This window comes from Clostridium zeae, from assembly GCF_017312485.1.
GTDB classification, from domain to species: Bacteria; Bacillota; Clostridia; order Clostridiales; family Clostridiaceae; genus Clostridium_AR; species Clostridium_AR zeae.
This window is the reverse complement of sequence record NZ_BMBA01000002.1, coordinates 759,064-773,591: the sequence shown is the minus strand read 5'-3', so window position 1 is coordinate 773,591 and position 14,528 is coordinate 759,064. Positions and strand designations below refer to the sequence as shown.

The following is a 14,528-nucleotide window of genomic DNA, read 5'->3' as shown; positions in this document are numbered from 1 at the left end:
TGATTTCTATTAACAGTTAATAAATATAAAATTATTGGAGGTAAAAAATGATAGTAAATAATTTGCTTATAACATTGAAAGATAAGGATGCTGAAAGTATAAGAAAAACACAGGAAGTACTTTTAAGCATGAAAGGAAAAATAGAGACTTTAATAGATATACAGACTGAAATAAATATCAGGCCTAGTAAGACAGCTTATGATTTAATACTGATTACCAAATTTGAATCCTTAGAAGCTTTGGATATATATCTTGCTCATCCAGTGCACTTAGAAGTTGCAAAATATATAGTAAGTGTTTTGGATACTCAAGCATCTGTATGTTATGAGATATAACAAAAAGTATAGTATGGTGAAATTACGAAAAGAAGTAAAAAAAGTTAGGACCAAGACTTTCCAGGATACAACTGTGAAGGTCTTGGTCTTTTATTATTTAATTAATAAATTGATAATAAATCTTAATTGGTAACTAATGGTTAATATTTGGATATTATATATAAGGATTAATTTACAAGGAAGAGAGAGATGTATACTAAAGGTGATTTTCACATGCATAGTGTTGCTTCAGATGGGGATAGCACCCCTTCTGAAATCATAGTTATGGCAAAAGAGAAGGGTTTAGACATAATTGCAATCACAGATCATAATTCAACTGACAGCGTTGAAGAAGCAAAAAAAAATGGAGATATATTAGGGATTAAGGTTATAGCTGGCTTAGAATTATCAACAAGATACAAAGGAAAAAAAGTACATGTTTTAAGTTATTTTATGAATGATAAATACAAAGATATAACATTCCAGAAAGTATTAAAACATATTAGAAACCATGAGATAGAGGAACTCAAGTCACTTATAGGATCTGAGATAGAGATAACAAGAGATGGACTAAAGAATAGAATAGATACTAGAACAGGTATAGATATTTTGAGACATTTTGGAGGCTGCGTAGTGCTAGCTCATCCCGTAAAAGTAAAAAAAGAGTTTTTAGAAGATATTTTAAAATTAAACTTTGACGGAATTGAAGCTATATATTCTAAAAATACTTCTGAGGATACCAATTACTTTAAAGCTATAGCAGAGACGAAAGGTTGGTTCTATACCGCTGGATCAGACTTTCATACGGATAAAAGACAGGACAATAGGCATGGACGAATTGGACAGGTATTTTTAACAGAAAAAGAGTTGGAGATATTTATAAATCATCTGCCTAAGTAAAATTGTAGACACTCAATTAATTGAGTGTCTATTTTTAAAACTCTCACGGCTTCTGGTGAGAGAATTTAAAAATAATAAGTTTTATTACGAAGTGGTACATCCATAAGTGTGATTACAAAGTGATTCCTAAAATTATTAAAATTCACAGAAATTTAAAATATTAGCTCAAAAGTTAATCTAGATGAAGCATAGCAAAAAAACTCTTTCTGCTAAATCTTATTTTTGTTTATAAATAAGCAGATTTAGTAACAAAAGTAAAGTTTGGAATTATTGACAAAACAAAGTGGTGTGATATATTAATATTATAATAACAATTTAAAAGAAAAAATGTTTATAATAATAGGGGGAAGAAACTTATGAGTGAAAAGATTGTAAAAATAATATGCGAAGTAAAAGAAGATGAGTCTTTAGAGGAAAAAATACTTAATTCTACTGATTTGTTAAACGATTTAGGTATTGATTCTCTGCAACTTATAAATATTATTTTAAAAATAGAAGATGAGTTTGATATCCAAATAGACTTTGATGAATTTGATATGGATTGTCTAAGATCAGTAGATACTTTTGGTGAATATATAGAGATGCAAAAAGGTGCAATATATGAGTAAAAGCATCTATTATGGAGAATTTAATGCTGAAAAGTATTGGAGAGAAGAAAACTTAGCCAAGCTACCTGAAATACCTGATAAACAATCTGAAAATATAGTAAAGGCTATGGATGAACTACTTTTAATTCTTTGTGATAACGATGATACAGTTCTTACAAGATATAAGCTTGATATTAATCAACTTGAATATTTGAAAGAATTAGGTTTTGAGTTTAAATATAATAGTACAAGCCTTTCTGAGGACAAATCTAAAGAAGAGAAAAATAAAAATATATGTGAATTATTAATAACCAATGAAAACACTGAAGTTAAGAAACTTTTATCTGAAGAAGCCAATCTAGAAACCTTTGCAGTTCTGCCAGAAGCTTATACACTGAGCGGTTTATATCATAGGCAGTTTAATTATCCAACAATAGAAGTTATAAAAAAAGTAAATTCAAAAATATATTCATCTAAGCTTAACCTTGAACTAGGAACTAACAATAAAATTAAATTGATTTATTCCTCAAAAGAGCTTTATGAAGAAGGAATGAAGTATTTAGACTTAGGAAACATAATAATAAAAGATTCCTTTGGTGTGTCTGGAAAAGGTAATTTAATAATTTCAAACGAAAGCATACTTAAGAGAATAGTATCATATGTGGAAATGCAAGAGAAAAAAGGAAAAAAGGTAGAGTTTATTGTTGAACCTTTGCTAGAAAAAGCAAAAGATTTTTCGTGTCAGTTCAAAATTCATAAAGATGGAAGCTTTGAAATCATATCTGTACAGGAAGTAAGAAATACAGGGCTATCCTATCTTGGATCGTATACTCCTGATAAAGAATTTATGGAGTTTATCAAGAAACAATCCTATTTTGAAATAATGGAGAAAACAGCTAAAAAGCTTTATGAAGACGGATACTATGGAGATGTCTGTGTAGATTCGATGGTTTTAAAGGATCAAACTATATGTCCAATAGTAGAAATAAATGCAAGAAAATCCATGAGCCTTATTAAACATGAGCTTGATAAATACGCTCATAGCCTTGGGTTAAATTGTGGTTTTACTTTTCTAAATGTATCCTTCAATAACGATATAAATTACTCTGATATTCTTAATGCACTCTCAAGAAACAACATACTTTTTAAACCTTCTTTTGCCAAAGGTATAATGCCTTTGAGTAGCAATACTATATTCATAAATAAGCTATTGGACATGAATAAAACCTTAAATAACTATAAAGGAAGATTCTATTTTGCTATGTTCTACAAAGATATTGATATGGTTGAAGAACTAGCAAACATTCTCATAAGAGCATTAAAGGAAATAGGCATAAGTAGTTCTAATTGATAAATAAAATTTTCAAAATGAGAAGGTGGAAAAATGAACAGTAAAGTGGTTATATTATGCTCTGGTTTCGGCTTAGGTTTTTATGTTCCAGGACTATTAATTAACAATAATTTTATGAAGAAAGATATAGAATCAGAAGTTGTAGTATTTGAAAATTATGTTGTTAAAGATAAAAGAGACAATATATTAATAAATAAAACAGCTTACCACGATAATTTTAAGGCTGCGCTTGTAGCTCAAAGAATGCCTTGGGATATACGACAAAGTATTGATGTGGAAAAAGTGGACATGCTATTAAATTCATGGAAAGAAAATGAGGTTAAAAACTTTATAGTTTTATCAGGGCATTGGATATTCCTACTTGAGGAGTATAAGAAAAGATTCAAGCTTGAAAAAATAAATGCTCAGATTGTCTATATAGATTGCAAGCCATCTCCTTCATGGAAGTCCTTAAATAAATATATACAAAATTACTCAGATAACTATGATGAAACTTTTCTCTTTGATTATGCTAACAATGAAGTGCAGTACACAATTGGAATTGAAGAGGATGAAGTTATTCCTTTTGATGAAAGAGAAAATAGATTTATGATTCACGGTGGTGGATGGGGTATGGGAACATATAGAGATAAGATTCCTGAACTTGAAGCACAGGGCTTTGGGTTAGATATAATAGCTTATAAAAAAGAAGAGGCAAGCCATAAAAATGCTGCTAATAGATATTTTATGGTGGACCCTCAGTGGACAGCCTGGAGGGATGAGACAGATAAAAAAGCTGTTTTTCCTCCTTTTGCAGAAATTATAGTTAATAAAGAGCCTGAATTTGTCACTAAGGATGAATATCACCCTTCTTTTGACCTGGCAAAAAGCTGCAAAGCAATGATAAGTAAGCCAGGTGGGGGAACTCTTATTGATTCCTTAAATGCTTGCACTCCTATAATTCTATTAGATCCATTTGGAGATCATGAAAAAAAGAATGCAGAGCTTTGGGAGAGCTTAGGCTTTGGAATAAGTTACGATAAGTGGAAAGAGGCAGGCTTTGATATGGAAATATTAAATAAGCTGCACATTAATCTTTTAAAGCAGAAAGCATTAACTAAGGACTACACTTCAGAGTATATAAAGAGCTTTAATACAAAAAGTTAAGTTATACTTGTTCGATAATCACGGTTTATGATGATTGCCGAACAAGTATAAGCTAGAAGATGAGTTAGAGATTTATATAAATTAAGATTATATGTATTTAAATAATGCCACCCCTATTAATGTGTAGCTATGTAAGTTGCTTTAATGCTATAGCGGCATAGTTACACATTGTTTTTAACAATAAATAAGAAGAAAAATAATAGATTTAAGAATTGTACATCTATATAAAATTAAAGGTTGAAAGAAGGTAAAATAATGCAGCCTAAAACAAAAGTTCATTATGACGAGAAGTCCTTAGAGGTACTAAAGAGGACTATAAAAAATATATCAGATCCTTTAAGAAATAGAAAAAATAATCCCTGCTATGCAACGGAGCTTCCAGAGGTAGTTGGAATAAAGCTAACTAATAGATGTAATTTAAGATGTAAGCACTGCTATGAATGGAACGAAAAGGGCTTTCATAGAAATATGGACAAGCAAGAGCAGCAGACAGATATATCATTGGATACTTTAAAAAAAGTACTTGAGGAAACTGAAAAAGTAAAATCTAGGTTATATTTGTGGGGGGGAGAACCTTTAGTGTATAAGCATTTTGACGAACTAACAGATTTGCTTGTAGATGACCCTAGAGAAGTTGCTATGTGTACTAATGCATTGCTTATACCTGAAAAGCTTGATTCTATAATCAAACTATCAGATAATCTAGAACTTTTAGTTCCTGTAGAAGGATTTGAAGAAGATAATGATCTAATTAGAGGTAAGGGAAACTTCAATAAGACTATGGAGAGCTTAAATACCTTACTAGACTTAAAGAAAAAATGTGTTTATAAAGGGAAGATTTCTATTCATACTGTGATCAACGACAGCGTCATACCTAAACTATATGAGCTAGTTGAATTCTTTGAACAAATGGGAGTAGATATGTTAATGCTTTGTTATCCTTGGTATATAGCAGAAGAAACTGCTTGCAATATGGATAACTATTTTAACGAAAATTTCTCGTGGATAGACGATAATAAGAAGGATAAAAGCTGGCATTCCTTTACTTATAAGGTTTCACCAGAAAATATAGAGATTCTTAAGCAACAGATAGAAAAGATAAACAGCAGAGTTTGGGATATAAGAGTAAGATTTCAACCTGATTTAGATATGAAGGATGTAGATGATTTTATATTAGGAACAGAAGTGGAGAATCTTCAAAAGAGAAGTTGTCTTGCGGTGTCAACTAGAATGGATATTTATCCTAATGGAGCCGTGTCTTCTTGTAAATTTTTCTCAGAGTTTACCATAGGTAATTTAAATAATGCAAGTGTATCTGAAATATGGCACAGTGAGGAATACAAAAAGGTAAGAGAAATTATAAGCAGTAAGCTTACCCCTGTTTGTTCAAAATGCAACCTTCTTCACTTGCATGGAAATTAGGATGGTGATTTTGTGATAAATCTAGGAATTATAGGCTGTTCCAGCATAGTGCCTAGGGCCATAATAACTCCGGCAAAACAAGTTAAAGGACTTAGAGTCTATGGAATTGCAAGCAGAAACTCAGAGAATGCAAGAAGGTATGCTAAAGAGTATGGTATAGAGAAGGCTTTTGACAGCTACGAAGAACTTCTTAAATGTGAAGCTATAAATTGTGTTTATATAGCTCTTCCAAATGATCTTCATAAAGAATGGATAATAAAAGCCATTAAAGCAGGAAAGCACATACTAGTGGAAAAGCCTATGTGTTTAAATAAAGCTGAGTTTGATGAGATACTAAGTGAGTTAGCAGAAAAAGATATTAAGCTCTTAGAAGGTGTTATGTTAAAACATCATCCTTGGCAAGCTGCTATAAAAGAGATGATTACTTCTAATAAGTATGGAAGGCTTGAAATGATAAACACCTATACATGCATAGTGCCAAAAGGTAATAATGTTAATAGCTATAGAAACTTTCCTGAAAGAGGGGGAGGGGCTTTTTATGACTTAAGCTGTTACTGGTTTCAATTTTTACAGGAGGTAATAGGGCTTAATCCGATTTCCTATGAAGGTAACTCTAGTTTTAATGGACCTAATGGTATTGATTCTACTTTCTCAGCAAAGATGAGGTATAAAAATGATTTTGAAACAGGGTTTATAGCTTCCTTTGAACTTCCATATAAAGTAGAACAGCATCTGGAATTTGAAAAGGTAAAGGTAGTAGTAAAAGATTTTTTTAGGGCCTGTCTTGGTAACTTCAAAATTAATATTTTAATAGAGGAAAAGGCTACAGGCAATAAAGAAAAATTACAATTTGATGCTGCCAATTATTATACAAACCAGCTTGAGTTTTTAGTTGATGTAGTGGAAGGCAGAAGAGAGAGTATACCAATACATGAATCTTACGAGAGAATAAAGCTAATGGAAGATATATATAATTCAGCGAAATCATCAATAAAAAGTTATAAAGGAGCAGAGGTGTATAATGGCTAAGATTTTATATTCAGATTATTATATTCCTGAGAATATAGTTTCAGCAGAGGAAATACTTTTTAATTCTAACCAATTTAGACAAGCGAGTAATGGCAATGATATTTATGAAAGTATTGAAAAGTATGTTAAGGAAACAGATTTGCACAGTATAGCAGTTGGAAGAAAAGATGAAATTGTTGAGGTGTTATCTAAGCTTGTTTCAAAAATGCTTGATAAACTTGATATAGATAAAGCTAAGATAAAAACAATCTTCTATACAAGCTACGAAGAATATATTTATGGTGGAAATATAAGTGTCCCACATTACCTTCAAGAGAAATTTGAATTTAATGATGCAACAGTAGTGATACTTAACCAAGATTGTTCAAGTACAATTCAAGCCATAAAAATGGCAAATTCACTTAATGTAATAGAAGGTGAATTTTCATTAATAATATCACCTTATTTTTTGAGTAATGATGAAGAGCGCTTTATAGAATTTACTATATTAGGTGATGGAGCAGGCATAATGCTAATTGGAGATGACATAGATCAAAAAGGATTTAATATAGTTGGTTCAACCTCGGCATCTAATGGTCGCATGAGCGTTGCAGCCTATAATTTTGATAAAAGTTCAGAGTTAGTTGATCCGTACTATAATTATTTAAAGAACAAAATGGGGACCTTTGAGGCTATGAGAAGAGTATTTGCCAAATTGGTTGCTTCAAATGAAGAAAAATTTAAGAATGCTAATAAAATAATAATTCAGAACATAGCTGATAATTTTTTTAACACCTATTATAAGTTGTATAAGGTTCCAGATGAGAATTTTTATAATAACTATCTTGGTGGACATATTGGGGATGTAGATATAATAAGAAACTTCAAAGATTTCACAGATAAAAATGATTTTAAAATAGGAGATGAAATTATTTTACTAGCTATTGGCTCTGATTTTATGGGAATGAATAGTGGAGCGGTTTTCTTAAAGTATTTCTAGTTGTTTGATTTGACTTTTTTAAATTGGTGGATATTTATAAATAGACCTATAACTACCAATGCTCCAGAGATAACATATGTAAAGCTATTTGTTTTATTCCATAGAAAGAAAGTGCCTAATATTACAATTGCTAACAGGAGCCATAAAAAGTAAATTAATATGGTACAAATTTTAGTATTTAGTGAATTTTCATTTTTATTATGCTTAGTTTTCATAAGATAATCCTCTCTTAAATATAAAAATAATTTAGATTAACATGAGTTTATTATATTTGATTTATTATACATCTATGGATAATAAAGTCAAGAAGGTTTATAGAGTTTAGGTTGAAAAGTTTATATGAGCATTATAGCAAAGGTTAAAGTCGCTGAATAAGTTTGTTTCAGTGACTTTTCTAATGTAAAGAAAATTATAACCTCTTGAGGTATTTTATAAATATAAAGGATATTATAAGTATTAATTAAGTTTTACAATAATATACCTTAATGAAGAGTTACTATGTCGAAACTTACTTTATATTTGTTTGAAAATCCTAGCTTCTTGGGATTTTCAGGCTTGTATAAATTAATAGTTGAACTAGGACTCCATAATATAGGACTACTGATATTTTCAGAATTTGAAAAACATAAATATTTACATAGCAATGGTTGAATGGAAAGGTTTACTTATCTATACTTATAGGTGTGCTATAAAAAGTTTTTATGTATAAATTAAGATTCTATTAAATTAAATAAATTATTGATAAGAGTATAAGGGGGAATTCTGTATGAAACTAATTATAAATGCAGATGATTTTGGATTTACAAGAGGTGTTAATTTAGGAATATTAGAGGCTTTTAAAGAAGGGATTGTAACCTCAACTTCAATGCTTACAAATGCACCTGGTTTTGAACATGGAATAGAGTTAATGCGACAAAACAAAAACTTAAAAGTAGGTATACATTTAGTACTTACTGCAGGTAAACCTCTAAGTGAAGGATTAAAAACCTTAGTTAATGAAAAAGGATTTTTTGAACATAGTTTCGAAAAAATAGAAGCTGCCGATGAAGAAGAAATAAGAAAAGAGTACAGAGCTCAAATAGATAAATTTTTAAGTACAGGCTTTAAGCCAACTCATATTGATTTCCACCACGGTGCAACAACTAAAAACTTTGCAATTGCTGTACAGTTTGCTAAAGAGTTAGGAGTTCCGATGAGAGGGCTTACAAGAGATGCTGAAAAGTATATGGATTCAAAAGGTGTTATACATTCTCACAATTTTTGTGAAAGGTTCTACGGACAGGAAAATATAAGTGAAGAAGCTCTTTTAAATATATTAGAAGAAAATAAGTACTTGAATGAGATGGAGTTGATGACTCATCCGGCTTATATAGATAAAGATCTTTTAACTTTAAGCAGTTATAATACTCAAAGAGCGTATGAACTTGTAACTCTAAAGAGTGAAAAGCTAGTTAAATATATAGAAGCTAATAATATAAAACTAATTGATTTTACAGACATATAAAGTTTGTAATTTTTTAAATGTTCGACAAGTTAAGTGGTTATACATCCTATGCTTTAATGAGCCTTCGCAAAGAATTAAATGATTTTGTCATATTCCATGGCTAAAACTGTAAACTCACTGCGTTCGAACAGTACAGTTTTACTTTTTAATAATCAATACTCGTTATAAACATTTCATATCTCAAATTTAAGAAAATAAAAAGTTATTTGAGTAAAAAGTAAAAAGTAAAAATATATCGCCTGCCAGAATTTCTTCACATACGTTCAGAAAAGGCAGATGCGTAAAAAAATCACTAATAAAGAACGATTAGCGATTTTTTAGAGCCATTACATCTGTCAAAATCATTTAATTCTAATAGCTCGCTCATATAGCATCTCCTGTATAACCACTTAATTTCGAAAGTATTTTTAAAATAGCCTAAAATTATAAAAATATATAGATTTACCAATACTTTAGCACAAAATTTAAGCAGATAAGTATTAGTGATAAAATGGGGTGAGAAACTTGGAAAGAAAGATAGCGTTTTTTGATATAGATGGAACATTAATTAGCTCTAATGGCAAGGAAGTTATAATGCCAGAAAGTACTAAGGTAGCTATAAGAGAGTTTAGAAAAAGAGGTAATTTAGCTTTTGTCTGCAGTGGGAGACCGATTAGATTTATCATTCAAGAATTTGGGGAGGACATGTTCGATGGGTATATAGCAGGAAATGGTACTCATATAGTTCATGAAGGTAAGGATGTTTATCATAGATTAATTGATTTAGACACAGTAAAACAGTTACAAAAGTCTTTTGATGAGTTAGGTATAAGCTGTTGTTTTAATGGTCTTCATGAGGGCTACGCCTATAACATGCCCCATGCAAGAGTTGAGGAGTACAATTCTATGTTCACTGGTGAACCTTACTTATTAAAGGAATGGGATATAGATAAGATTAAAGTTAATACCTTAGATATATTTTATTCGAAAGAAGAAAGCTTGAACAAATGCATTGAATATTTTAAAGATCAACTTGTTTTTAATTCTCATGGACCACATATGTCTGCAGATGTATCCTTTAAAGATTGGGGAAAATCCCATGCTATTGAGCATTTTATACAATTAACAGGGATGAATATGGAGGATACCTTTGCCTTTGGAGATGGTTTCAATGATATAGAGATGATTAAAACAGTAAAAACAGGAATTGCTATGGGAAATGCAGTAGATGTTCTGAAGAAAGAAGCAAACTATGTGACTTCAAGCATTCTTGAGGATGGAATCTATAATGCAATGAAGGAGTTTGGGCTTATAGATTAATTTCAAAACATTCTTAAACATATATAGTATTTGGAAGGAAAGGTTTGATTTTTTGAACCTTTCCTAAATTTTTTAGTAAAAATTTTTCTTATTCAAAAAATAAGGTAAATATGTAATAATTCTACAAATTAACTGTATCGGTTTTGATTTGTTACTTAAAATCGCTTAATATACATTAATAATTAAATTGTGGTGAAGAAAGTTATTGGTTAAGCCACGTAAGATATTGAGAGAGTGTTTTTTTATAGTTTTTATAAAAATAGAGAGAAAATAGAACGTATTAAAAGCTAGGAATCGCTGATAACTAGCTTGATGGACACCTTGCTTTTTTCCTTGGATTCAATTAATATATTATTGTTGATTAACATTTATTTCTATTAATGGGTAACTTTATGTTTGGGGAAAAACCATAATGATAAATAAGTGTATCTAAAAAGTGTATAGATAGTAAATGGGGGGAGTATTTTGGAATTTTATAATCCAAGCGATAAAATCAAGCAAATGAGGAAAAAGTTTAGAGTTAATCAGGCAGAACTAGAAGGTATTAACATGACTAGAGCCTTTATTAGCATGATGGAAAGTGGAAAAAGATCTGTAAGTAAAGCTAGCTCTAAAAGACTAGTTGAAAGATTTAAAGAAATTGCAGATAGAATATCAGTAAAACTTGACATAGATGATGAATATTTTTACAGACAGCCAGAGGAAGATGCAAGATATTATTGTCAAAATGAGTTGAAGGATGAAGAAAAATTAAATCATAAAAAGTTAGAGGAACTTATTGAAATAGAAAAAAGATTTAATTTAGATGACTTGCTTGCAGATACATATAAGATTAATGGACGAATATATCTTAATGAAAAAGATTATTCTAAAGCATTTATAGATCTAAATAATGCTTTGGGGAAATATAAAGAATTACGAATGTATAAACAGCAACCTCAAGTTTATAATAGTCTAGGTTACTGTAAGATAATGAGAAGTGATTATGAAGAAGCGGTATTTTTCTATAGTCAGGGATCTTGTTATGCTATGGAAGTGGACGATCAGTTAGCGTATTTTAAAGCTAATCATTCACTAGCCGTAGCTTATGGACACATGAAAGAATATGATAAGTGTTTAAAAATAATTGAAGAAAATATATTAGTTAATAAAGATAAAGCTTATGAAGTGTATATTAATAACGCTAAGCTTATGAGGGGAAATGTTTTTCTTGAGACTGGAAAGTTAGATGAGGCGATTAAAGAATATCTTGAACTTGTTGACATAGTGCGTAATAAGGATGAAGTTGTTTTGGGGTTACTTTACCAAAGTATAGCTGATTACTATTATGAGGTGGAGGACTACAAAAATAGTCTGCATTATATAAGTGAAGCTCAAAGAATAAAAATTAAGATAAATAAGGAAGCTTTGCCAAGTACTTTAGGTGGGAAAGGTAAAATTCTTTTTAAGCAAGGGATATATGATGAAAGTATAATGCTATTTGAGTTAGCAATAGATATGGCAGAAGAATATAAAAATTTTCATACACTTGTTGAACTATATAGAGAGTTAGTAAAGGTATTAGAGTATAAAAATGATTATAATACTATAAAAGAAAAAATGAATAGACTTCGCATGACACTAGAAGATAATGGGAAACAAGATGGGCAAGGATATGTAATATATAAGCTTGCACAAGTAGCAGCTATTGAAGGAGAGCGTAATGAATCTTTAGAATTATTAAATAAACTTGAAGAATTTGTGTAATATTTTAGTGTAATTATTAAACAAATATGGTGTAAAGTTGGTTTATATATAATATAATATTGATATAATAACTAAATGAGGTGAGAATTAAATGTTTAAAAAGCTATCAAAAGTTTTGCTTGGTGTTTTTTTAGTTTCAATGCTTGTTGTGCCAGTTGTTAGTAAAAACTCTATTAGTAATTTAGGAAATAGTTATACAACTATGGGAGACTGGCCTACAGGAACATATTAAAATGTCTCAGATAGATTGATTTGGACAAGTAAGCGATATATTTTATAAATTCAAAATATATACGGTATATTAAAAATTTTAAAATATAGAAATTATTAATTACTATTTATAACATTAATGTGATACTTATTATTTGTGGTTAAAAGTGCAATTAGACGAGACAACTAAGCTAATGATCGAGAGCGTAGTATTATTAAGAATACTTCGCTCTTTTAAAATTAAAGATATCAATAGTTAAGCTTATGTGTCTAAGTTCATTAAAATATAATCCAATTTTTAAAAATTTATCTACATTGAAGCAATCCAGTGCATTAGCAAATATAGTCCAAGTGAATAAATTCCCATAATTGATGATATTACTGGCAGTATAGAAAGTTTATTATCTTTGTAAGTATAAAGATGTAAAGCAAATGCCAGTAGAATTGTAATAAATACAATAATCCATATCTTAAAAATCATAAATGGAAACATAACTATTCCAAAGAATGAAACAGTCGCTATTGTTACGGTTGGTACCTTTACTTTCTTATTTACTATAAAAAATAAAACTCCAAATAAAATAGATAATGAAGATATGCAGAGCCAAGTTATTTCTACTAAGTTATTTGGATACAGCGAAAGTTTATCACTGAAAAACAAATATAAAACTATTGATTGTAAAAGTATCAGTATAAGAATAATGCCTAGAAAAAGTTTGCGCATATAATATATCCTCCATATCTACATATAACAATTTATTTCCAATGTATGGTATAAAGTATATAGTGTTCCTTATCGTTTTTCAATAATTTTATATTAAAAATCAACATCTAATTAATCTGCTTCTTATAACTTCTAAAAGATAATAAAATAAATAATAAGCATAAAGTAGTAGTCCAGATAAAAGTGGAATATTGATTTCCTGTTGATATATAACCATACTGCTGAGACATCACTGATTCTCTAATCATAGGAAGGCTTATATATGAAAATCCCATTGTATTCATAAAGACGAATATAATAAATACTATTACTAGTAGCCATTTTTTATATACAAGTAGGTAGTTAAACTTTGCTTGAAAGTATGCAATTCCTCTAATCTTCGGTAGGAATAAAATACATAATATTGTTATTGATAAAAGAATATTAATAGCAAAACTTATGTAGGTAAGTTCATGAGCATGTAAATCAATTCTTTTAAAGAATGTGGTAGTAATAAAAATTGATAAAGTTGTTATTAGTTTTTCTGAAAAGCGTATTATTAAATATCCACTAATGAGCCAAAGGAATTTCTTTATCCATAAAAAGTTTGAATTAACTATGCTGTATTCGCTTGTAAGGAGATCCACTGATCCTATTCTACTGCAAGCAATATAAAAAGCTTCTTCTTCAGTTAGGGTCTTTTTCTTAAGCGCGTCTATTTCATCTAGTAGATGACTTTCTAGTTCTTCAATATCAGAACTAGTTAGTGAATTACTTGCCGCTAGCCTTTTCTTCCAGTCTGATAATGATTTTTCTAATTGAAACATATAGAATCCCCCCACATATTATTCAAAGTATCATTTACTACCTGCCATTGAAGCTTTTCGCTTTCTAAGGCTTTTAAGCCAGCTTTTGTTATTCTATAATATTTTCTTTTTCTTCCGTCTACAGTTTTCCATTCAGATTCAACTAAATCACTTTCACATAACTTTTTTAGAACAGGATAAAGAGTTCCATCCTTCCAGACTATTTCATTATTCGATAACTCTTGAATGTTTTTTATTATTTCATAACCATAGCTTTCCTGTTTAGCTAAAAATGAAAGTATAAGTGGTCTCGTTGATGCTGCAGTTAAATCTTTTGATAGCAAAATTGCACCTCCTTACATAGAAGTTCTATGTATATAGCTTACCTAGAACTTCTATGTAAGTCAAGGATGTTTTTACTTAATTAACAAATTGTTCTAATTTATATATAAGATGGCATATTTGCATCGTGTAATAGATTGCAACTAGTTGGAAAAATTTTATATAATACAAATTAGAAGTTGTATTCTGC

Annotated in this window: 15 protein-coding genes; 12 read left to right on the top strand and 3 right to left on the bottom strand. The window is 29.7% G+C overall.

What is annotated here, in order from left to right:
- The first annotated feature begins 47 nt into the window (after window positions 1-47).
- The 12 genes from J3477_RS12920 (at window position 48) to J3477_RS12865 (ending at window position 12,509) form a co-directional block, all read left to right on the top strand.
- Window positions 48-335: a Dabb family protein gene (locus tag J3477_RS12920; RefSeq protein ID WP_206870360.1), complete on the top strand. Its 288-nt coding sequence runs from the start codon at window positions 48-50 to the stop codon at window positions 333-335.
- Between the two features lie 189 nt (window positions 336-524).
- On the top strand, window positions 525-1,214 hold the full coding sequence (locus tag J3477_RS12915; RefSeq protein WP_206870359.1) for a PHP domain-containing protein: 690 nt from the start codon (window positions 525-527) through the stop codon (window positions 1,212-1,214).
- Between the two features lie 356 nt (window positions 1,215-1,570).
- The gene (locus tag J3477_RS12910; RefSeq protein WP_206870358.1) at window positions 1,571-1,822 is read left to right on the top strand and encodes an acyl carrier protein; all 252 of its coding nucleotides are present in this window, start codon (window positions 1,571-1,573) and stop codon (window positions 1,820-1,822) included.
- The gene (locus J3477_RS12905) at window positions 1,815-3,152 is read left to right on the top strand and encodes a hypothetical protein (RefSeq protein WP_206870357.1); all 1,338 of its coding nucleotides are present in this window, start codon (window positions 1,815-1,817) and stop codon (window positions 3,150-3,152) included. Before J3477_RS12910 ends, J3477_RS12905 begins: the two co-directional genes overlap by 8 nt.
- Before the next feature lie 33 nt (window positions 3,153-3,185).
- The gene (locus tag J3477_RS12900; RefSeq protein WP_206870356.1) at window positions 3,186-4,298 is read left to right on the top strand and encodes a UDP-glucuronosyltransferase; all 1,113 of its coding nucleotides are present in this window, start codon (window positions 3,186-3,188) and stop codon (window positions 4,296-4,298) included.
- A 255-nt stretch (window positions 4,299-4,553) separates the two neighbouring features.
- On the top strand, window positions 4,554-5,720 hold the full coding sequence (locus J3477_RS12895) for a radical SAM protein (RefSeq protein ID WP_206870355.1): 1,167 nt from the start codon (window positions 4,554-4,556) through the stop codon (window positions 5,718-5,720).
- 12 nt (window positions 5,721-5,732) lie between these two features.
- On the top strand, window positions 5,733-6,749 hold the full coding sequence (locus J3477_RS12890) for a Gfo/Idh/MocA family protein (protein ID WP_206870354.1): 1,017 nt from the start codon (window positions 5,733-5,735) through the stop codon (window positions 6,747-6,749).
- Window positions 6,742-7,728 carry a beta-ketoacyl-[acyl-carrier-protein] synthase family protein gene (locus J3477_RS12885; protein WP_206870353.1) on the top strand — a complete coding sequence of 329 codons (987 nt, stop codon included), beginning with the start codon at window positions 6,742-6,744 and terminating at the stop codon, window positions 7,726-7,728. Before J3477_RS12890 ends, J3477_RS12885 begins: the two co-directional genes overlap by 8 nt.
- Before the next feature lie 766 nt (window positions 7,729-8,494).
- The gene (chbG, locus tag J3477_RS12880) at window positions 8,495-9,232 is read left to right on the top strand and encodes a chitin disaccharide deacetylase (protein ID WP_206870352.1); all 738 of its coding nucleotides are present in this window, start codon (window positions 8,495-8,497) and stop codon (window positions 9,230-9,232) included.
- A 504-nt stretch (window positions 9,233-9,736) separates the two neighbouring features.
- Window positions 9,737-10,531 (top strand): HAD family hydrolase, encoded by a 795-nt coding sequence (locus J3477_RS12875; protein WP_206870351.1) that lies wholly within the window; start codon window positions 9,737-9,739, stop codon window positions 10,529-10,531.
- Between the two features lie 465 nt (window positions 10,532-10,996).
- Window positions 10,997-12,277: a helix-turn-helix domain-containing protein gene (locus J3477_RS12870; RefSeq protein ID WP_206870350.1), complete on the top strand. Its 1,281-nt coding sequence runs from the start codon at window positions 10,997-10,999 to the stop codon at window positions 12,275-12,277.
- A 91-nt stretch (window positions 12,278-12,368) separates the two neighbouring features.
- Entirely contained in the window at window positions 12,369-12,509 is a 141-nt protein-coding gene (locus J3477_RS12865; protein ID WP_206870349.1) for a hypothetical protein, read from the top strand.
- Between the two features lie 288 nt (window positions 12,510-12,797).
- On the opposite strand, the gene J3477_RS12860 is transcribed toward J3477_RS12865, so the two are convergent.
- The 3 genes from J3477_RS12860 to J3477_RS12850 all read right to left on the bottom strand — a co-directional run bounded on the left by J3477_RS12860 (window position 12,798) and on the right by J3477_RS12850 (window position 14,340).
- Window positions 12,798-13,211, bottom strand: a complete 414-nt coding sequence (locus tag J3477_RS12860; RefSeq protein ID WP_206870348.1) for a hypothetical protein — start codon at window positions 13,209-13,211, stop codon at window positions 12,798-12,800.
- Window positions 13,212-13,318: 107 nt separating this feature from the next.
- Complete coding sequence (locus J3477_RS12855; RefSeq protein WP_206870347.1) at window positions 13,319-14,017, bottom strand: permease prefix domain 1-containing protein; 699 nt, start codon at window positions 14,015-14,017, stop codon at window positions 13,319-13,321.
- Complete coding sequence (locus J3477_RS12850; RefSeq protein ID WP_200266752.1) at window positions 14,005-14,340, bottom strand: PadR family transcriptional regulator; 336 nt, start codon at window positions 14,338-14,340, stop codon at window positions 14,005-14,007. The genes J3477_RS12855 and J3477_RS12850 overlap by 13 nt, the downstream gene beginning before the upstream one ends.
- Between the last annotated feature and the right edge of the window lie 188 nt (window positions 14,341-14,528).

Excerpts from the sequence above, each read along its gene's own strand:
- J3477_RS12865 (WP_206870349.1), top strand. The coding sequence starts at position 12,369 with ATGTTTAAAAAGCTATCAAAAGTTTTGCTTGGTGTTTTTTTAGTTTCA.
- J3477_RS12915 (WP_206870359.1), top strand. The coding sequence starts at position 525 with ATGTATACTAAAGGTGATTTTCACATGCATAGTGTTGCTTCAGATGGG.
- J3477_RS12900 (WP_206870356.1), top strand. The coding sequence starts at position 3,186 with ATGAACAGTAAAGTGGTTATATTATGCTCTGGTTTCGGCTTAGGTTTT.
- J3477_RS12895 (WP_206870355.1), top strand. The coding sequence starts at position 4,554 with ATGCAGCCTAAAACAAAAGTTCATTATGACGAGAAGTCCTTAGAGGTA.
- J3477_RS12855 (WP_206870347.1), bottom strand. The coding sequence starts at position 14,017 with ATGTTTCAATTAGAAAAATCATTATCAGACTGGAAGAAAAGGCTAGCG.
- J3477_RS12920 (WP_206870360.1), top strand. The coding sequence starts at position 48 with ATGATAGTAAATAATTTGCTTATAACATTGAAAGATAAGGATGCTGAA.
- J3477_RS12910 (WP_206870358.1), top strand. The coding sequence starts at position 1,571 with ATGAGTGAAAAGATTGTAAAAATAATATGCGAAGTAAAAGAAGATGAG.
- J3477_RS12885 (WP_206870353.1), top strand. The coding sequence starts at position 6,742 with ATGGCTAAGATTTTATATTCAGATTATTATATTCCTGAGAATATAGTT.
- J3477_RS12905 (WP_206870357.1), top strand. The coding sequence starts at position 1,815 with ATGAGTAAAAGCATCTATTATGGAGAATTTAATGCTGAAAAGTATTGG.
- J3477_RS12860 (WP_206870348.1), bottom strand. The coding sequence starts at position 13,211 with ATGCGCAAACTTTTTCTAGGCATTATTCTTATACTGATACTTTTACAA.
- chbG (WP_206870352.1), top strand. The coding sequence starts at position 8,495 with ATGAAACTAATTATAAATGCAGATGATTTTGGATTTACAAGAGGTGTT.